Origin of the sequence: Nocardia speluncae NBRC 108251 (genome assembly GCF_001613245.1) — a bacterium.
GTDB lineage: Bacteria > Actinomycetota > Actinomycetes > Mycobacteriales > Mycobacteriaceae > Nocardia > Nocardia speluncae.
Genome location: NZ_BDBZ01000037.1, coordinates 164,677 through 183,427, shown reverse-complemented (window position 1 = coordinate 183,427; position 18,751 = coordinate 164,677). Strand labels below are relative to the sequence as shown.

The following is an 18,751-nucleotide window of genomic DNA, read 5'->3' as shown; positions in this document are numbered from 1 at the left end:
CTGGCTGCTGCGCACGCTCGGCATGGCCCCGTCTTTGGTGTCGGCTCAACGACGGGGCCGCCGACGGTGTTCTGCATCGGGCCGGACTCGGTGCGGGAGATGTTCGACCAGGAACGCGCAGGCACGCTGAGGGTGTACAACACTGCGGCGGTGCAGGCGCTGTTCCGCAGAGCGGTGTTCACCCTCCACGGTGCCGAACACCTGCGGGCGCGCAGTTTCCTGTCGACCGGGTTGCGCCACGGTGCGGTCACCGCCTACCTGCCGACAATCGGCGCTATTGCGCACCGCCATGTCGCCCAATGGGCCACCCTGCCGACCATCGAGCTCTATCAGGCGGCGCGCGACTACACGATGGCAGTGTGCCTGGCCGCGATCATCGGCCTGGCCGTCGACGACCCCATCGCACAGCGGGTGCCGGACCTGTTCGACCGATTCGTCGCCGGAACCGAACTCCCACCGACCCGCACGACCGGCAGCGACCCGGCATACGCCGCCGCACTCGCCGCCGCCGAGGAACTGCGCGCCCTGCTCGAATCGCCCGCAGTGCGCATAGAGGGCAGGGCCGAGTCGGTGACCTCGAAGCTGGTCGCCGCCGGTCACGCCCCGGGCGGAAGCTTGGCTGATCATCTGCTGGCCCTGCTGATCGCCGCGCGAGAAACCACCGCCAGCCTGGTTACCTGGTTGCTGGTCGAGTGCGCGCTCGACGACCAGCTCGCCACCGCGCTCACCGCTGAAGCCCGCAGTCTGGTCGAGAACCCGTTGCAGGTGCTCCAGCACGGCGCTATCCCGCAGTTGCGGCACGTGCTGACCGAGTGCACCCGAGTCCATACACCCAACACGATCGCGACCCGGCGGGCCACTACGCCGGTGACGCTCGGCGGCTATCTGGTCCCAGCAGGCTGGCACGTCGCCTACAGCGCTCCCGTCACCCACCTTCTACCGCAGGAATATCCGGACCCGGAAGCGTTTTGCCCGCAACGCTTTCGCAGTGCCGAGGGCAGGCGCCGCGCCGCGGGGCTGCTCGCGTTCGGACGCGGCCCGCACGCCTGTGCAGGTCGCGGGTTCGCCGAGGCCACGACACTGTTGCTGGCGGCGGCTGTGCTGGCCGAACACTGGATCGACCTGCCGGCCCGACGACCAGAGGTCGGCCGATTCCAGCCGGTCCGGGCGCCAGCGGGGCCGGTCGAAGCCCGCATACGCACAAGGGAGGTGGCTGGCCGGTGAACATCGACGACATCGTCGACCGGCTCGCCCGGTTCGAAACCGCGACAGCAGCCCGGCTTCATCTGATCGCCAGCGAGAACCAGATGCCCGCCGACGCCCGGCTGCCGTATGTGAGCGCTGCCGCCGTCCGCTACTGCTTCGGCAGCGCCGAGGACACGCACTGGGCGTGGCCTGGACGCGACGAACTCGCCGAGCTGGAATCGGTAGCGGCCCACGCCATCGGAGAACTCCTCGGCGCCCAGCATGTGAACACCAAACCCGTCTCGGGATTGTCGGCGATGACGGTGGCGCTCTCGGCGCTGGCCGGGCCGGCACACACCGTGCTCAGCCTCGCCGAAGCCGATGGCGGTCACGGCTCGACACAGTTCGTCGCACACAGGTTCGGGTTGAACTGGCAGCCCCTGCCCGTCGACCCAGCCACTATGGGCGTCGACCTCGAGCTGCTGGCCTCCCAGGCCCGCCGGACCAGCGGGCCCGTGCTGGTGTACCTCGACTCGTTCATGGCGTTGTTCCCCCATGACATCGCCGGCATCCGGGCCGCGGTCGGCGAGGACGCGGTGATCCATTACGACGGCTCGCACACCCTCGGCCTGATCGCGGGCGGCGCGTTCCAGAACCCCCTAACCGAAGGCGCCGACAGCCTCGGTGGCAGCGTCCACAAGACCTGGCCCGGTCCGGTCGGCAAGGGCATCGTGGCCACCAACGATCCGAACCTCGCCCACCAGATCGACACCCACGCCGCCGGATGGATATCGCACCATCACCCCGCCGACGTCGCCGCGCTGGCGATCTCGACGGCATGGATGACCGCCCATGCCACCCACTACGCGACCGCGACCGTCACCCACGCCCGCCGCCTGGCTTACGCCCTCGCTGCAGAGGGGTTCACCGTGTGCGCGGCCGACCACGGATACACCCGATCACACCAGGTGTGGATCGACATCGCTCCCACGTGCCCGGCTGATACTGCCTCACGGCTGCTGTATGAGGCCAGGATCGTCGTCAACGCCATCCCGTTGCCCTACCTGCCCGAGCCCGGCCTGCGGCTGGGAGCACAGGAACTGACCTTCGCCGGTCTCGACGCCGCGGGTTTCGACGAACTCGCCGCGCTCATGGCGCGCGTACTCATCCACCGCGATCACCCTGAACAGGTCGCCCGCAACGTCGCAGACCTGCGCATCCGCTACGGCATCGGCGACGCCGCTGCGGCCGACCATACGGCGCAGGAGGTGCTGCGCCGAGCGTGGCGGCAGGAAGAGAGGACTTCATGAACGCCACTGATCTGCCACTGACCACCAGCGACTTCTTCTGGCGACCCGACTGTCGTCATTTCATCGGCGGCCTGCCGTGCAAGCACTGGCGTCCTTGCCCAGGGTGCACACTGTATGACCCGGTGACCCACCGCATCCTGATCGTGATGCTCAAACGGATGGGCGACATGCTCATCGCCTCCCCACTACCGGCCCGCATCAAAGCCGAACACCCCGGCGCACACATCACCTGGCTCGTCGGCGCCGAATCCGCCCCCATCGTGGAGATGATCCCGCACGTCGACCGCGTCCTGACCTGGGAGACCGAGACCGCCCACACAGTGCTCGCCGAACACTACGACGCCGTCTACAGCTTCGAACGCCACCCCGCCGTGGCCGGGCTCGTGCCCCGGATCAGCGCCGAGCACCACGCCGGCCTCGCCTACGGCGGCGAGAACAACAGCCTCTATCCGATCGGCACAGCGGCCCGGCACTTCTTCGCCATGAACACCTGGAACGACTTCCGCACCAGCGGAAACAGTAAGACGTGGACCGAGCTGTACTTCGAGGTCGCCGGCTACATCTACACCGGCGAGCCCTACCAGCTGTCGGTGCCGGACGCGGCCAAAGCCCGCGTCGCCGCGCGGCTAGGTACCAGCGGCGGCTGGGTCTGCCTTAACGTCGGCGGCTCCAAGACGACCAAGCTGTGGCCCACCGGTCACTGGGCCGACCTCGGGCGGCGACTGCTCGGCGACGGGCACCGGCTGGTCATCACCGGCGGCCCCGCCGACGCCCGCACCTGCCACCAGCTGTTACGAGAACTGGACACCGGAGTGGGCCGAGTGCGTCACGACGCCATGACCCTGCAGGAATTCGCCGCGGTCCCGGACTTCTGCGACGCGATGGTGACCGGCGACAGCCTCGGATTCCACCTCGCCCTCGCCTACGACCTGCCGGTGGTGCTGCTCCTGGGCCCGAGCAACGGCGCCGAAGTCATCCCCAAACACGCCGACAATGTCACCGCGCTGCGGTCGACTCTGCCGTGCTCCCCGTGCGCACACCGGGTCACCTGCGGCGGGATCGGCGGCTGCATGGACACCATCACGGTCGCCGACGTCCATGGCGCGGTCCGCAACTCACTGTCCACAGCCGCCGTGCGGGAGGGCTGACCGCGTGGGATACGTGCTCGGGCTCGGCGGCCCCTACCATCACGACGCCTCCGCCTGCCTCGTCGCCGACGGCCAACCCGTCGCGTTCGCCGAAGAGGAACGGTTCTCCCGAATCAAGCATCACCGCGATTCCCGCTCGGCCGCCTCCTCGGCCGCATGGTGCCTGGCCCAGGCCGGAATCCGGTGCGGTGATATCGACGAGATCGCGGTGGCCTGGAACCCGTACTGGCCGAACCCCGCCGATGAGATCACCGACCCAGACCTAATCGCTGAACTCCTCGGACCGCTCGGCACCGGCCCGGAAAGACCACGTCGACTGACCATCGTCGGCCACCACCTCGCCCATGCCGCCAGCGCCTTCTACCCCGCAGGTGTCGCCGACGCCGCGGTCATCGTGGTCGACGGCTCCGGCGACGGTGTCTCCACCAGCATCCATCACGGAACCCGAGCCGGTCTGCGATGCCTGCGAACCTTCCCGTTCACACAATCACTGGGCTGGTTCTACCAATTCGCCACCGAACACGCCGGGCTCGGCGACTGGACCCACGCAGGCAAACTGATGGGCCTGGCCGCCTACGGAAAACCGACCATCGACCTGAACTTCCTGCACCCCACCCGCGACGGCTACCACCTCGACCTCACCCCCTACGGCCTCGCACCCGAGGCCGACCACACCGCCGGCTACACCGACCTCACCTACTACCGAGCCCTGCGCCACGCCTACCGCAAGGCATTCACCGACGCCGGAATCCCGCGCCAAGCACCAAGATCGGACGACGCCCACCAAAGCCTCGCCGCCGACCTCGCAGCATCGGCCCAATTCCTGCTGCAACGCTGCCTGATCAGCGTCGTCTCCACCGCTCTGGAGGAAACCGGCGCGACCGCGCTGTGTCTGGCCGGCGGTGTTGGGCTCAACTGCACCACCAACGGCATCCTCGCCCGCACCCCCGACACCGACACCTTGTTCGTGCAACCGGCCGCCGGTGATGCCGGATGCGCTCTCGGCGCAGCCCTGGAAGTCGCGCACCGCCGCGGTGACCACACAGTGCCCGGTCCTCGCCAAGCACACGCCTTCTTGGGTCCGGCCTACGACAACCACGCCATCGAGACCGCCCTGCACGATGCCGGCGCGAACTTCACCACCCCACCCGATATCGCCGCGACCGCCGCCCGCCTGATAGCCGAGGGCAAGGTCATCGGCTGGCACCAGGGCCGCGCCGAAGCCGGTCCACGGGCACTCGGTGCCCGCAGCATCCTCGCCGACCCCCGCACCACCAGACTGCGCGACCGCATCAACCGCGACATCAAACACCGCGAACTCTGGCGGCCCCTCGCACCGAGCATGCTCGACCCGACCGGCTGGACCACCACACCCGACGGCCCGGCAGAATTCATGATCGTCGCCCACGAGGCCACACCCCGAGCACGCCAACAGATCCCCGGCGTCGTCCACGCCGACGGCACACTGCGCCCACAACACGTCGACCCCGCACACCAACCGGAATACGCCCGACTCCTGCACGCCCTCGAAGCCGAGACCGGGATCGGCGTCGTATTGAACACCAGCTACAACGGCCCCGGCGAACCGATCGTCGACACCCCAGCCGACGCACTCGCCAGCGGCGCCCGACTCGGCCTGGACGCCCTCGTGATCGGCGACTACCTCGTCACCACACCACCATCGGCACCCACCCATCAACAGCACCGACCACCGAGAAAAGGATCATGACCAGCGTGACCGACACCGACTCGATTGCCCTCACAGACCGAGTCCGCGCCCGCTACGGCGACGCGGTACACATCGGCGCCGACTGCGACATCGCCGACGACGTCGACTTCGTCGTCGACACCGACGCCACCATCACCATCGGTGACCGTGTCAGCATTCGCCGCGGCACGACCCTGCAAGCCAACACCGGCGGACACATCACCATCGGCGACGACACCGCCCTCGGCGAGAACGTCGTCCTGTCCGCCATGACCCGCATCCACATCGGACGCGGCGCAGGAATCTCCAACATGGTCGACATCCACGACCACAACCACCGCGCCCGCACCCCCGACACCCTCACCCCGGGTGAGCCCATCACCCCGTGGGCCAGCGGATTCGACACCGCTCCAGTCACCATCGAGCCCGGCGCGATCGTCGCGAACAAAGTCTCGATCACCGCCGGCGTCACCATCGGCCAAAACGCCCGCATCGGCGCCAACGCCGTCGTCACCGCATCCGTGCCGCCGAACACCACCGCCGTCGGCGCGCCCGCCCGCGTCACCGCCCGCCACCCCGGACCCCTCGACCCCGAACACCCCCGACCCCAACTGCGGATCGGCTGGTTCGGAACATCCCTGATGGAACACTACGAAGCCCACAACCCCCGCCTCGCAGTCCAAGCCGATCTCCCCGAGATCGGCGAACAGATCACGGTCACCGAATGGCGCAAACGCGGCTACGTCCATGTCCTGACCACCGGATGGTCCACCCGCTACCCATGGATCACCTTCACCACCGACAACCACGGCGAAGGAGGAGCAACCAGCCGCGACGTCCTGACCAACCTCCGAGCCGCAGTCGACGCCGGCGGCCGATGGGACCTCGCCGTCCTCGGAGTCGGCCTCAACGACGTCTGGCGACACCACCAAGGCCGGATGAGCGAAGCAGTCGGCATCGGCGAATACGACACCAACATCCGCACCGCCCTCGGGCTCCTCAGCGCCTGCGCCCGCCGGATCGTCGTGATCGGTGAACCCCCGATCGGCTGGGACCCCACCATCGACGTCGCCGCCGCCAACGGCGATCTGACCGAATACAACCAGCGCGCCCGCCGCGCCGCCGCCGACCACGACGCGGTCTTCGTCGACATCTGGGACGACATCACCTATGTCGCCACCTGCTTCGGATGGTCACCCGCCACCCCCACGGCCCCAGCCGCCGAAGCACCCAGCGTGTGGGCCGACGGAGTGCACCTCTCCGAACAAGGCGACGAAACCGTTCGACACATCACCGACCAAGCCATCACCGCCCACCGAGTCCTCGATGGCCTGCTCACCCTCGACAGGCTCGACCGCGCGACCGCGGCTCGGGAATACGCCCAGTGACCCTCGCCCACCCGGCGATCAAGACCATCGCAGACGTTATGCGAAGTGCGGACCCTCCTCGCGTCGTCTTCTGCGATTGGCACGGAGTGCTGTGCCGGAAACCGTTCTGGCACAGCATTACCGACGATCCGGATCACTCCCTTTACGCTGTTCTGAATCGAGAACTGGACCGGCTGTTCACGACAGGCAATCGGGAGGGCCGCGAATGGATGTGCGGAAAGCGCAGCTCCCGCGACATCCTCACCAACCTCGCTGCCACGCACTCGGGCCTCGATGTTGACCAGCTCCTGACGCAACTCGCACACGACATCGCCCACATGCCCGTAAACCAGTCGCTTCTCCGAGCACTGCGTGACGCCCGGTACCACTCGACCGTTGTCCTGGCGACCGACAATATCGACGCGTTCACCAGCACCTTTCACGCCGTCACGTCCAGTCATAACGAACAACCATCAGGCACGGAGACGCTGAAAGAGGCTGCCGCCGTATTCGACGACATCATCAGCTCGAGCGACACCGGCGTACTGAAATCCGAAGACCCTGAAGCCTTCTTCGGCTCCTGGCTGACCACCGCAGGGCTCTCCTTCGGCGAGGCGCTTCTGATCGACGACCGCGCCGACAACTGCGCGGCATTCGAACGATGCGGCGGTGCCGCCATCGAATGGACCCGATATCGGCTGGAAGAGCTGTCCGCCTGAACGAGCCACCGTAGACCTGCTGCCAAATGCAAACCGGAGCGTTCAACCGAGCAGCAGCAAGAACACGAAGCATCAGAAGAGAGCCGACGACCGATGGCCGGTGGATTGATCGGCCACCGGTCGAAGCCCTCTGATTTCTGTGTGGCAGGCCAGCCCCTACTTCAGCGCTTGCAGGGCGGTATGTACCTCAGCGACCTCGTCGAGCAGCATGTCGAGACGGTCGAGCAGGTCCGCCCGCCGTTGATGGGTGCTCACAACAGGCAGTTCCGAAGCCTCGCTGGTGCCGACTTCGGAGCGGTCGAGCGGCTGGTCCGTCGCCGGGGTCGTGCCCTGGTCTTCTCCGAAGATTGTGCTGCATAGTTGGCGGACACGTTCTTCGTCGTTGCGGGAGAAGCGCCACGCTTCACCATCCGAGGTGGGTGTGCCACCGAGTTCGTCCGCCGCGTCGTGGAAACGGCGGTCGTATGGTGCCTCGACTTCGACCTCGGACCCGACCGAGATGATTACACTTTGCATTGCGGAGCCCTTTCTCCGTACCTGCCCCGGTCTGGTGTTGGCCCACCAGCCGGGGCGTCTCAATTCTGGCGGATACGACGCTATATGTGCGCCCGGAGACCATCAATAGGTAATTCAGCGAAAAGATTTCCACAGCAATATTTTTCGCGAGTCCATCGGAAAACAATTTAGGGATTGGTCCTACACTTGGCGGTTACTCAGCTACCTGCGGATATGAATTCTTCGACGCATGGTGGTTCAGTTCGTGCCGTCGGCAGCCAAGGCGGCGCGGATGAGGCCGGCGAGTTCGACTGCCTGCTCCAGAGACCAGGACAGTATTCCGTTTTCCGCCATCAGGGCATGGAATTGCTGTTCGCGGTAGGGCACTCCAGGTGGTAGGGCGGCAACGTGCCAGTGGAGGTGAGCGTTGCCCTGTTGGCTGCCGAGACTGGCGATATATAGCCGTTCGGTGGGGACCACCGTTTGCAGTGCTCTCCCAACGCGGCGAACCATTCTCATCAGTCGCAGATATTCGTCTTCGTCCAGGTCGTCAACCACATGCTCATGGTGATGTTTCGGCGAAACGAGCACGTAGCCGGGCAGGGTCGGATACCGGGACAGGAACGCGATGTTCTCATCGTCCTCAGCAACGATCTGCTCAAGCTTCGAGTCGTGCTGTCCCGCGACGATGGCGCAGATGAAGCACGGTTTCGAGCGAACCCGCCGTTCATAGTCGTCGATGTCGAACGAGATGCGTTCCATGACAACGATTCTGCGCCGATCCTGCTCACGAAGGCGCCGGAACGGCACGATAATTACGCGGCGCGGTGCCGCCTGATCGGGGTGGTCGCGGTGAGCAGAAGGAGCTGAATCAATGATGTTCGACGACAAGTTGGGCGAGTTCCAGCAATGGCAGGCCAGCCCATGGGGCAGGCTGCGGTACACGGTGGCGATGGCGAACCTTGTCCGGCACCTGCCCGCCGAGCGAGGACTGGAGATCCTCGATGTCGGTGGTGGCAATGGTGTGGAAGCGGTTGAACTCGCTCGACGCGGACACCACGTCACCATCGCCGACCCCTCACCCCAGTCCCTCGCCGAAGCGAACACGATCGCCTCCGAGCGTGGCGTCCGCGACCACATCACCACATACCCGGCCGATATCGACTCCCTCGGCGCCACGCTGGGCACCGACGGCTTCGATGTCGTGCTACTGCATAACGTGCTTCAGTACCTTCCGGAGAGGGAACGCACCGCAACCATGCTGGCGGACCAGCTTCGGCCGGCTGGGGTGCTGTCGCTGATAGCACCCAACGCTGACACCGACCCACTGCTGAGTGCGGTGCGTGGCCTGGATCTGGACGAAGCACTGTGGCTGCTGGATAGCCCCACCCGGTACAGCGGCGCGTACGACACCAGAACTCACGCCTGCTATGCCGACCGGGTCGCGGCGGACCTGCGCACGGCGGAGCTGAGCGTTATCGGGAGGTACGGCATCCGCTGTGTCTGCGACCTCATCGTCGACGACTCCCGCAAGTCCGACCCGGATTTCTACAGCAAGCTCGAGCGGCTGGAACTCACCTTGTCCCACCGCGCTCCGTACACCCATACCGCACGGTTCTTCCACCTCATCGCAGCCCGCGCACAGTAGATGCTCCGCACGGCGTACGTCCCGAGGCGTTCGCCGAGCCTCTCGTCCGCACGATGCGCTGCGGAGAGCGTGGGAGGCTGGGGGCCGTGACCGAATCCTTCTCCTGTCCGATTGTCGCTACGGTAACGCCGTACCAACGTGGCGGTCACCTGGATCTTTCGGCGTTGAGCGACTATCTGGATCTGATTGGGGCTGCGGGTGTCGAGACGGTCCTGGTCAACGGAACCACCGGGGAATTCGCCAGTCTGACGGTGCGCGAGCGGATCCAGGTCGCCGAGCACTGCCGAAGCAGGTGGAGCGGTGTCCTGGTCGTGCACGTGGGTGCATGCGCGGTCGGTGATGCCGTGGAATTGGCGCGCCACGCCAGCGACTTCGCCGATGCGCTGGCGGTGATGAACCCGTTCTTCTTCGCCGAGGCTGCCGAAACCGGGATCGGGGCCTACTTCCGCGCAGTGTTGCCGCACTGCCTGCGCCCGACACTGCTGTACAACTTCCCACGCCACACCCAGGCACCAATCCCACCGCGGCTCGCCGCGCAGCTGGCCGGAGAGTTTCCGCAGCTGACCGGGATCAAAGACTCCGGGAAGGACCGCTCATTGACCTACGAGTATCAGCAGATCGGCCCCGACTTCCGGGTGTATCTCGGTGACGACCGGATCGGGGCCCGGATCGCGGAGATCGGGGCGGCCGGGGTGGTCACCGGCGCCGGAGGGCCGGTCGCGGAGCTGCCGGTAGCGGTCGCAGCGGCGGTGGCGGCCGGTGACATCGAGCGTGCCCAGGCCCGGCAACACGAATTCGACCGCTACACCGACGCCCGTAAACGACTACCCATCAGCGATGTCGCCTTCGCCAAAGCCGCGGTGTCGACCCGGCTGCCCGGGTTCCCGACCCTAGTCCGGCCACCGCTGACCTCAGCATCACCCGAACATGCGCGAGAGATCCACACGGTCATGAGATCGATACTTCCGCTACTCCACCGTGACAACCCGGCGTACTGATCAGAATCCGGTTCAGTTTTCGATCACGAGATCGCACACTGTGCGGGCCAGTTCCCGAACTCCGGAATCGAGAACACCGGACCGATACCCAGTCCAGTCCGCCAACTTGGGTGCGTCGCGGGCAGAACCCCGTGCGATCATCCGCTGTCGAACCTGTTCGGTGGGCGAGTCTATCCACACGGTCACGACCGGCAGGTCCGCCTCAGCTTCGGTGTGCTGTCGCATGAAAACTCCCAACGGAAGTCCTGCGGCGCCTGCCGCACGCATGGTCGACAGGAACGGTGCGTCCAGCACCACCGGGTGGTGGGTGGCCACGGTCAGGCCGGTACGGATGAGGCTGTCGTAGATGCCCGGCGCAACGACCTCGCGGTAGGTGTCGGAATCGCGATCGAACGGATCGCCGGTCAGCCGCGTCATTACCGACTCCTCCAACGCCGGTGCGAGTGTGTCCTTGTCCAACACGACCGCGCCCATCCCCGCGGCGAGCCACCGCGCGGCCGAGGACTTGCCTGATGCGGGGAATCCGCAAATCACCATCGCACCAGTGCTCCGGATCGGTGCCGCCGCCTGGTCGAGCTGCTCGCAGACCAGGGCGGCCAGGGACGTCGACTGCTGTTCTTTCATCACCGATGGACTCCATCACACTTGCTTGCGCTGGCGAATTCAAGCCGCGTGCTGGTCACGTTGCGGGAACCGGTGTGCGTGCGCGGTGGGCGCGAACACGGCATTTGCCGGAGCAGTACAGTGCTGGTCTGCCACCGCGGCGCTGTTTCAGTGGCGCCGCGCACCCCGGTGCGGCGCAGATCCCAAGACGGTTCGGGCGACCTTCGGCAAGGCCGGGCCGTTCGGCCGGCGTCGGCGGTAGGGTGTGGCAGCCGTCCCGGTGTACTGGCCACTGGCTTTCGGTGCGCCACAGCTGGCGGTGGGTGCCGTGGTCGTCGACCTCGTAGGGTTGATAGCCGAGCCGAGCCAGTTCGGCGGCGTCGAGTCCGCGTTCGCGATGGAAGGTGTTGATGGTCGAGGCGCCGATGGCGCTGCGAATCTGGAAGCAGGGGCGTCCAGGGTGCGCGCCGCAGCGTAGGCACGGCTGGTCCATTTCGCCGTAGAACCCGCGCCAAAGCTCGCCGGTCACAGGCATGCTTGTGGCGAGGGACGCGTGTGGTTCGGCTTCATCAGGATGAAGTGGAGTCACGCTCGCGGTGACGGGATCGACCCATTCCGCGCGAACCAGGAACGGGAACCGCCTGCGTAGCTGCTTCCATGCCCCGGATGGCCGAAAGGCGTCTGTCAGCGTTGCGTGCACGTAGTCCAGCGACCGCGTGGCGGCCGTGAGCTCGGTGAGGGTGCCTTCGACCCGGACCAGTCCAGACGGCATGAGTAGAGGGACTTCGGTGGTCGAGGTCAGCCCGTCTGCGCCGAGGTCGATCATGCAGACCGATTTCGGCGGGTCGAAATCGATGGGCCGCGGGCCGAAGTCGTAGACATAGGGCAGAGGCGAGCCCGAGTAGCGGACCGCGCGGGAGACCGCGTGCGGCCAGTGTAGGTCACCGAGCGCGACATAGTCGATTCCGGCGAACACCTCGACCGGGACCGTGTGACGGCTACCGACCCGCAACCGTTCCGGACCGCGTTCGGTGGGGTCGGCCACTGGAACATGACCGACCACCACCGAACGCGCTTCCGGACGGCCCGCCAGGTCCGCACGCACTCGCGTCATCGCGGTAAGCCAGCGATCGGCGTGCGACCGGCCCGCACCACAACCGAGCGCGGATCCAGTGAACTGCAGACATGGAACCCCGTACACCGCGACAGACCCGTGCTCGTCGTCGAACAACACCGGCCTGCCGATGCCGGCCACGCTGGTCACCAAGTGCAACCCGCCTGCGGCAGAGAACACTGCTCCGGCTCCCAGACGGATCGGTGAGTCATGGTTACCTGCTATTATCAGCAGCTGCGCGCCAGCAGCTCGGATCGCGGCGAACGCGTCCTGACACACAGCAACCTCGGCCTCAGATGGATCGGTTCTGTCGTATATATCGCCAGCGACGACCACGAGATCGACTTCCCACTCCTCTACGAGTGCTGGGATCTCCCCGACGAGTATGACCCGCTGAGCGGCCAGCAAGGGCATGCCACGCATCCGGAACCCGATATGCCAGTCGGACGTGTGCAGGATCCGCATGCGCGACAGGATATTCCGCGCCACTGACAACTCTCGCGGACCGGGGTCACAGTGCCCAGGGGTACCCGCAAGGAGTTCCAGCGGTGGGCCTTCGTGCGGCAGGCGCCGGCCGTTTCGCTGCTCCGATTACCAGCCGAAGTAGCTGCGGATGAGCAATTCGTCCGGGCGTGGCTCGGGTATATGGAGGTCTTTTGGCGCGCATCCGAGGAGTGGGTGGGCGTCTGCGGTGGGGTCGGTGGGGTGGTGGAACAGGATCAATTCGATCACTGTGTCGACGTAGGCGAGCGCCGTGGTCATCAAGGTGACCGCGAAGGTGGCCAAGTCGCCGACGGTCGTCGGTTCGGCCGACAGGACCGTGGTGCTGGCCTTCCAGACGCCGAGTTTGGCGACCTGTTGCTGGGTGAGTTTCACGTCGTCGAGCAGGTCGAGGTTTACGGCGATGGTGGTAGCGCTGCCGTATCCACGGCTCGGTACCGGCCCAGTCGGCAGTACGGCCTCATGGATGTAGTTGCGCAGTGTCGAGGTGATGTAGGCGTAGGTTCTGTATTCGACGATCCGGTCCACGATCTCACCGGCGGCGTATTTCTCGACGATGTGGCTGGTGATTAGGGGCAGAGAGTGCAGGCTCTTGGGTTCGTTCCTCTTCGGTCCCCGGCCGTCGTGCAGCCGTCTGAACAGTCGGCCGAATGTGTCGAATACTGCGGTCAGGTAGAGCAGTTCGCGGTCGAATGCCTCGCTGACCCGCTCGGTGGTATCGGCGGTAGGTGTGTGCGGCCCGTTGTGGGTCGACAGTGCGGCCAGCAACTCGTCGAGCGCGCGCAGCGCGCGCTGGGCCCGTGCCGAGATCGAGCCGAGGTCGGAGACGACATCGGTGTGCCTGCCCATCAGGGCGGCCACCATCAGGTGGCGAAGATGCGGGATGTGGCTCTCGATCCCGATGTGGTAGACCCCGCTGACCGATCCGGCGCGCAGATCGTCGTAGACGATGACGCCCGTTCGGTTGTACCGCAGGCTCAGGTTTCCCGTCATGCGCAGATAGTGACCGAATATCGGTAGCAGGTCGGGAGGGGTGATCATGGCGGCGATATCGTTGTCGGCGACTTCGGGTCGGCCCGCGGTCGGCGCCTCGGTCACCACAACGTCTAGCCCGAGTTTGAGGGCCACGGCCGCCAGCGCTGCGGCGCGGTAGCGGTCTTCCTCGGTGAGGTCGGATTCTGCCGACTGTAGGGCGTCGAGGTTGGCGTAGACGCCGAAGAACGGGCACCAGCCGCCGAAGGTCTGCTCGCCTGCGGTGTAGGTGGTCACCCAGACCTGCGACGCGTCGGCGATCTTTTCCAGTTCGCCGAAGCTGTGATAGTCCACGACATGCACGATCGCGCAATCGAGGCGCTGCCTCCACGGTTCGGTCAGATCGTCGTGTTGCTCGCCGAATACGAGGAACGCGGGCTCGATTTCCGGGCGCCGTCGCAGCACCGATACGAAGTCGGCGATATCGGGCGGCTCGGCCCCCAGGGTCGACAGATCCAGGCCGACTCGCAGCGGGCCGCGTCGCCGGGACGAGTGGATACAACGGCCGATGCTCGCCATGTGGTGCACGGACATACCTCATGAAGCGATGCTCCGGCGCGTCGTGGGGCAGTACCAGCCCCTCAGTGCCGGTCACGCCGAAAGTCTCTCCCGCCACGGCAGTCCGGCGCTACATCTGTTTCGATGACAGCGCCCGGTGTAGCGGGTCGGCCTGGTGGTGGTTCGGCCAGCCGCCTGTTCTGGTTTCTCGTCGGCGGTCGCCGTGCTCCGGCGGGGCCCGGCGGCCGTCGAACCAGCCGCGGACGGCGATGAATCGGAGCTGGCCGGGCCGTCCGCGTCTCATTCGATAAAGCCCGGCTCCATCGGCCGATGGCATCTCTACCCCAGGGGCTCATCGCCACGATCCGCCACCGACCGGTCATCCGGGCCGCAGTCTCGGAACACCTCTCCTTACGAGGCGATAGCGTAGCCACCGATTACACTCGCGCTCTCCCATGAGGATCCCGCGTGGGTATTCCGCGCCGACGAAGTGCCGTCAGGACGGTGGTGTGGTTGACGTCGAGATGGTTGCCGACCCGGGCGAGTGACCAGCCGAGCTTGTAGAGATGGATGGCGGTGTCGACCTGGTCGGGGGACAGCCCGCGGCGGCGCATCGGTACCTCGTGTCGGTGGAGGATATTGCTGACTGTGCGCCGTTCGATACCGAATCGGGCAGCCAGTTCATACACGGTTGCTCCGGCCTGGTAGCCGGTGATCAGCTCCGCGACTTCATCGGCGTCGAGTTGCCGTGCCCGCCGGGGTCTGATTCTCACCACAGGCGGTGGGGCCGATGTTGTGGGGTCGGGTAGCTTCTGGATCAGGTTTTCCAGGGCTTCCGCCTGCGTTTCAGGGCTTCTACCTGCGCTTTTAGGGTTGTAGTAAGGTCCCCCAAGGTCCACCAGGGGTATGTCTTTTTGGTATGCCCGATTTGCCGGGTCTTACGACAGTTTTCTACGACAATGACCCTCACACCAAAGAAGCCGGTGTGAGGGTCATTTTCTGTCGGTGTGGTGGTCACCGGACCGGGGCCCAGCTGCTCCTCTCGACGGACGCATTCTCCTACGGCATGTGACCGAAGCAACACCGACGTCGTAAGGCGGGTTGCACCGCGCGGTCCGTTCGGCGGCCACGAAGACGCCGGGACCCTGGGCATGAGGGGCCGGTGGTAGCCGTGCTGTTCGAAGTTGCCGACCGGCAGAATCGTGACCGAGGCGCCGCGGGCGGCCGACCGGCCGCTCGTCGCCGCTCACCCGGTGCCGCCCGCGTCCACGATGGTTTCGCCGTTCAGGCGGCGTTTCGGTAGGTGGTGAGAGTCTGTTTGACGGCGTCGGTTACGGGCGGTTCTTCGGTGAGTGGGGTCCAGGTGTAAGCATCGTGTTCGGTGAGCCGGACGGGTTCGGGGGAGGCGCATTGGACGGTGAAGTTGAATTGGCGGCTGTGTTTTCCGCTGCCGGAGCGGTAGTCGAAGCTGTCGATGTAGCGACCGATGCCGGTGACCTGGAGGCCGGTTTCCTCTTCGACTTCGCGGGCGAGGGCTTGGTCGAGGTTTTCGCCGGGTTCGACTTTGCCGCTGGGCAGTTCCCAGATGCCGCCCATGAAGTCGTCGCCCGGTCGGCGCAGCAGCAGGACACGCCCGTCGTGTTCGACGACCGCGCCGACGACGAGTTGCTGGACACCGTCGCGTTCGGCTTCGGTGGTGAGGTCTTCGAGATGGGTCGTCATGGTGTTCATCCTTTCAGGTGGTCGGCGTGGTGGATGACTTTCTCGATGGCGTCGAGGTAGCGGTCGGAGAGGGGGAGGTCGTGTTCGCGGTGCCAAACGGGGAGTTTGAGGGAGTGGTGGTGCAGGTGTTCGGCGTGCGGGAATTCGCCAGGGCGATAAGCGAATTCGCCTGCGTGTTCAGGGAAGGGGGTACTGGGTGCCTGGAAGAGTTCGAGCTGGTTGAGGGGACAGGTGGAGCCCGGTCGGTCGATTTCGCGGCATCCCTCGGCCAGTAGCGCCTGGTGGACCCATGCCGGTCACCGCGTAGCGGTGCAGCGAGTGGTGTTCGGGGATCTCGGTGCGGCATCGCTTGTTGTATTGGCCGTGCAGGAGCAGCCGGTAGTAGAGGTTGTCATCGTCGGTGAGGATGAACCCGGCCTTCGCCGGCCGAGAGTGGTTTGGGGCCGTTCATGCTGAAGGCTGCGGCGCGGCCGAAGGTGCCGACCTTGAGGTCGCCGATGGTGGCGCCGGGCCCATGTCGATCACGCAGCCGCCGCCGGCGGTAGCGATGTCGCCGCGCCACTCGTCGGAGGGGTTGGCGGTGTGCAGGGTATAGCGGGCGTCGATGACGAACGGCGTTCCGATCTGATCGGCGAGCTGCGGGAAGCTCGTGTAGATCGGGTTGAAGCGGCGTTGCAGGGTGACCATGGGCTCGATCCCGGCGTCCTCGCACAGCCGTGCCAGCTCCCGGGCCTCGGTCAGCGATGTGGCGAACGGTTTCTCCTTCAGTACGTGGACGCGGTGCTCGGCGGCGGCTTCGATCACCCGGCGGCCGACGCAGTGCGGAACGCACACCACGACCAGATCCAGGTGTTCCTAGCCCAGCATGGCGGTGAAGTCGGTGTATCCGGGGACCCGGCACCGGTACTGGTCGGCGCCTCCGGGAGCGTCTCGTCTCGTCCCGGCATGCGTCGCGGCGTTGGCGGTGGCTCCAGGTGCCGAGGCCCGCAGAAACTAGCCCGATGGCAACATTTGTCCCCTTGAATAGGTACATTTGTTGTCGTGGCGGATGTGACACTGGCGCGGCTCGGCGTCATCGCGGAACAGCGGTGGGGCCTGTTCACGACCGCTCAGGCGGCCACTGTCGGTATCGCTCGCAAACAACTCTCACGGATGGCCGCCGCCGGCGCGATCGAGCGCGTCGCGCATGGGGTTTACCGGATGGCCGGCGCGCCCTCGGTCGGACACGAGACGATCTATGCGACATGGCTCGCGCTCGGCGGCGCGACTGCCCCTCGCGCCGATACCGGGGTGCCCGCGCTCGTGGCCGCCGGTACCACGGCGGCCACTGTCCACGGTATCGGAGACTTCCTCCTCGACGAACTCGACTACATCGTCCCCGCGCGTAAGGGCACTCGCCTGCCCGGTGTGCGCCTGCGGATCCGGCGCCTGGCCCCGGACGATGTGCTACCGGTCGACGGTCTGCCGACACTCACCGTCGAGCGGACGATCGCCGACCTCGTCGACCTCGGCACGGACATGTCACTGGTCGCCGGTACCGTACGCGATGCTGTGCGCGCCGGAAAGTTACTGTCTGCCGATCGGCTCGCCGAGCATCTCGACGTGATCGGCCGTCGCACCGGCTGCGAGGTCGCAGCGGATCTGTTCGAACTGTCCGGTATTCGTCCGGAAGGATTCCGCGGTGACTGACCGATCCGGCTACGCGGACTGGCGATCTCTGGAACTGGCGATCAAGGATGGGGCCAAGCAGGCTGCCCGCGACGCCGGTCCCGGTATCAGTGCCGCAACCATCGACGCTCAGATCCGGCAGGCACGGTTCGGTGCCGGCGATCTGGCCGGGACCGGCAGCACCAGGAGGTGGCTGCCGGTCCCGGAATGTCTCGGCTAGGTGAACAAGCGTGCGTGTTCGGTGGCCCATTGTGCGAATGTGCGGGCCGATCGGCCGGTCACTGTCGCTACGGTGTCGAGGACCTTGTCCGCGGCGGCAGGTGGGTGAGTTGCCAAGCGGAGACCGAATTCGACGTATTCGTCGCCGAATCCGTGGCCGGCCAAGCGGTCCCGTTCCTGGGCTTCGCTGAGTTGGCGGTGGGTGAGTGGAACTCCTGTCGCCTCGGCGAGTATCCGGGTGCGTTGCGCCGGGGTGAGGGCCTCGGGGCCGGTGAGGCGGTAGGTTTTGCCGTCGTGGCCGCCTCGGGTCAGGGCGGTCAGTGCGACCGCCGCGATATCGGCTTCGTGGACCATGGCACTGGGCCATTCGATGAAAGCGGAGACGGTGCGGTGTTCCCGGATTTCGTCGAGCCAGTCGAGGGTGTTGAGCATGATCTCGACGGGTTCGAGGCGGGTCCAGGCGATACCGCTGCCCGACAGCGCGTCTTCGACGCTTGTCCGGGACCAGCCACCCAGGACGGTGGCGCGGTCGATTCCGCATCGCCGGGCGAGGTCGATGATCTCGGGGCCGGTGGTGAGATCTGCGCCGTCGTCTCCGCCGAAGGTGATGAGGTGGACGGCGTCGACACCGGTGAACGCCTCGTGCAGGGTCGAGGCGTCGGTCAGGTCGCCCCGCACACGCCGCGCGGCCGGGGGCAGGTCCGCGGAATGCGGGGTGCGGGTCAGCGCCCGGACCTGGTGGCCGTCGGCGAGTAGCTGGTCGACGAGGTGGCGGCCTATATGCCCTGTGGCGCCGCATACGAGGATTTCCATGGT

Annotated in this window: 20 protein-coding genes; 11 read left to right on the top strand and 9 right to left on the bottom strand. The window is 66.3% G+C overall.

The genetic code is table 11. The annotated features are described in order from the left end of the window. Nucleotides 1-99: 99 nt before the first annotated feature. From NS6_RS28540 to NS6_RS28515, 6 genes are read left to right on the top strand one after another with little or no spacing between them, the layout of a single operon-like run. A complete protein-coding gene (locus NS6_RS28540; RefSeq protein WP_138456836.1) occupies nucleotides 100-1,224 on the top strand; it encodes a cytochrome P450 in 1,125 nt (374 codons plus the stop codon). Continuing rightward, a complete protein-coding gene (locus tag NS6_RS28535; RefSeq protein ID WP_051047262.1) occupies nucleotides 1,221-2,495 on the top strand; it encodes a PLP-dependent aminotransferase family protein in 1,275 nt (424 codons plus the stop codon). Before NS6_RS28540 ends, NS6_RS28535 begins: the two co-directional genes overlap by 4 nt. Beyond that, complete coding sequence (locus NS6_RS28530) at nucleotides 2,492-3,643, top strand: glycosyltransferase family 9 protein (RefSeq protein WP_043736645.1); 1,152 nt, start codon at nucleotides 2,492-2,494, stop codon at nucleotides 3,641-3,643. The genes NS6_RS28535 and NS6_RS28530 overlap by 4 nt, the downstream gene beginning before the upstream one ends. A 4-nt stretch (nucleotides 3,644-3,647) precedes the next feature. Next, nucleotides 3,648-5,372 carry a carbamoyltransferase family protein gene (locus NS6_RS28525; RefSeq protein ID WP_051047263.1) on the top strand — a complete coding sequence of 575 codons (1,725 nt, stop codon included), beginning with the start codon at nucleotides 3,648-3,650 and terminating at the stop codon, nucleotides 5,370-5,372. Continuing rightward, nucleotides 5,369-6,739, top strand: coding sequence for a GDSL-type esterase/lipase family protein (locus tag NS6_RS28520; RefSeq protein ID WP_051047264.1), 1,371 nt, complete (start codon nucleotides 5,369-5,371; stop codon nucleotides 6,737-6,739). The genes NS6_RS28525 and NS6_RS28520 overlap by 4 nt, the downstream gene beginning before the upstream one ends. Beyond that, entirely contained in the window at nucleotides 6,736-7,437 is a 702-nt protein-coding gene (locus tag NS6_RS28515; protein ID WP_043736648.1) for an HAD family hydrolase, read from the top strand. Before NS6_RS28520 ends, NS6_RS28515 begins: the two co-directional genes overlap by 4 nt. Before the next feature lie 156 nt (nucleotides 7,438-7,593). Here NS6_RS28515 and NS6_RS28510 read toward each other — a convergent pair whose 3' ends face one another. Both NS6_RS28510 and NS6_RS28505 read right to left on the bottom strand, forming a co-directional pair. Then, a complete protein-coding gene (locus tag NS6_RS28510) occupies nucleotides 7,594-7,953 on the bottom strand; it encodes a hypothetical protein (protein WP_043736650.1) in 360 nt (119 codons plus the stop codon). A gap of 237 nt (nucleotides 7,954-8,190) precedes the next feature. Beyond that, complete coding sequence (locus tag NS6_RS28505; protein ID WP_043736653.1) at nucleotides 8,191-8,694, bottom strand: HIT family protein; 504 nt, start codon at nucleotides 8,692-8,694, stop codon at nucleotides 8,191-8,193. A 112-nt stretch (nucleotides 8,695-8,806) separates the two neighbouring features. Here NS6_RS28505 and NS6_RS28500 point away from each other — a divergent pair, with 112 nt between their 5' ends. After that, a complete protein-coding gene (locus NS6_RS28500; RefSeq protein ID WP_043736656.1) occupies nucleotides 8,807-9,580 on the top strand; it encodes a class I SAM-dependent methyltransferase in 774 nt (257 codons plus the stop codon). Between the two features lie 86 nt (nucleotides 9,581-9,666). Continuing rightward, the gene (locus tag NS6_RS28495) at nucleotides 9,667-10,578 is read left to right on the top strand and encodes a dihydrodipicolinate synthase family protein (RefSeq protein WP_157227590.1); all 912 of its coding nucleotides are present in this window, start codon (nucleotides 9,667-9,669) and stop codon (nucleotides 10,576-10,578) included. 12 nt (nucleotides 10,579-10,590) lie between these two features. Here NS6_RS28495 and NS6_RS28490 read toward each other — a convergent pair whose 3' ends face one another. The 5 genes from NS6_RS28490 to NS6_RS28465 form a co-directional block, all read right to left on the bottom strand. After that, the gene (locus tag NS6_RS28490) at nucleotides 10,591-11,202 is read right to left on the bottom strand and encodes a P-loop nucleotide/nucleoside kinase family protein (RefSeq protein WP_051047265.1); all 612 of its coding nucleotides are present in this window, start codon (nucleotides 11,200-11,202) and stop codon (nucleotides 10,591-10,593) included. A gap of 55 nt (nucleotides 11,203-11,257) precedes the next feature. Further along, nucleotides 11,258-12,709, bottom strand: a complete 1,452-nt coding sequence (locus NS6_RS28485) for a metallophosphoesterase (protein WP_228806990.1) — start codon at nucleotides 12,707-12,709, stop codon at nucleotides 11,258-11,260. Between the two features lie 177 nt (nucleotides 12,710-12,886). Continuing rightward, nucleotides 12,887-14,362: a hypothetical protein gene (locus NS6_RS28475; protein ID WP_043736662.1), complete on the bottom strand. Its 1,476-nt coding sequence runs from the start codon at nucleotides 14,360-14,362 to the stop codon at nucleotides 12,887-12,889. 401 nt (nucleotides 14,363-14,763) lie between these two features. Then, nucleotides 14,764-15,099, bottom strand: coding sequence for a helix-turn-helix domain-containing protein (locus NS6_RS28470; protein ID WP_197986988.1), 336 nt, complete (start codon nucleotides 15,097-15,099; stop codon nucleotides 14,764-14,766). A 511-nt stretch (nucleotides 15,100-15,610) separates the two neighbouring features. After that, entirely contained in the window at nucleotides 15,611-16,048 is a 438-nt protein-coding gene (locus tag NS6_RS28465; protein ID WP_068048273.1) for an NUDIX domain-containing protein, read from the bottom strand. A gap of 26 nt (nucleotides 16,049-16,074) precedes the next feature. Between NS6_RS28465 and NS6_RS34985 the strand changes: the two genes are divergently transcribed. Then, nucleotides 16,075-16,323, top strand: coding sequence for a hypothetical protein (locus NS6_RS34985; protein WP_157112996.1), 249 nt, complete (start codon nucleotides 16,075-16,077; stop codon nucleotides 16,321-16,323). 172 nt (nucleotides 16,324-16,495) lie between these two features. Here NS6_RS34985 and NS6_RS28455 read toward each other — a convergent pair whose 3' ends face one another. Next, complete coding sequence (locus NS6_RS28455) at nucleotides 16,496-16,891, bottom strand: Gfo/Idh/MocA family protein (protein ID WP_247610739.1); 396 nt, start codon at nucleotides 16,889-16,891, stop codon at nucleotides 16,496-16,498. Nucleotides 16,892-17,089: 198 nt separating this feature from the next. Between NS6_RS28455 and NS6_RS28450 the strand changes: the two genes are divergently transcribed. Together NS6_RS28450 and NS6_RS28445 are read left to right on the top strand one after the other, a co-directional pair. Then, on the top strand, nucleotides 17,090-17,737 hold the full coding sequence (locus NS6_RS28450; protein WP_068048168.1) for a type IV toxin-antitoxin system AbiEi family antitoxin domain-containing protein: 648 nt from the start codon (nucleotides 17,090-17,092) through the stop codon (nucleotides 17,735-17,737). After that, complete coding sequence (locus NS6_RS28445) at nucleotides 17,730-17,936, top strand: hypothetical protein (RefSeq protein WP_068048165.1); 207 nt, start codon at nucleotides 17,730-17,732, stop codon at nucleotides 17,934-17,936. The genes NS6_RS28450 and NS6_RS28445 overlap by 8 nt, the downstream gene beginning before the upstream one ends. Here the strand turns inward: NS6_RS28445 and NS6_RS28440 are convergent. Further along, a complete protein-coding gene (locus tag NS6_RS28440; protein ID WP_068048162.1) occupies nucleotides 17,933-18,748 on the bottom strand; it encodes an NAD(P)H-binding protein in 816 nt (271 codons plus the stop codon). The two genes, NS6_RS28445 and NS6_RS28440, sit on opposite strands and share 4 nt — an antisense overlap. Nucleotides 18,749-18,751: the final 3 nt, after the last annotated feature.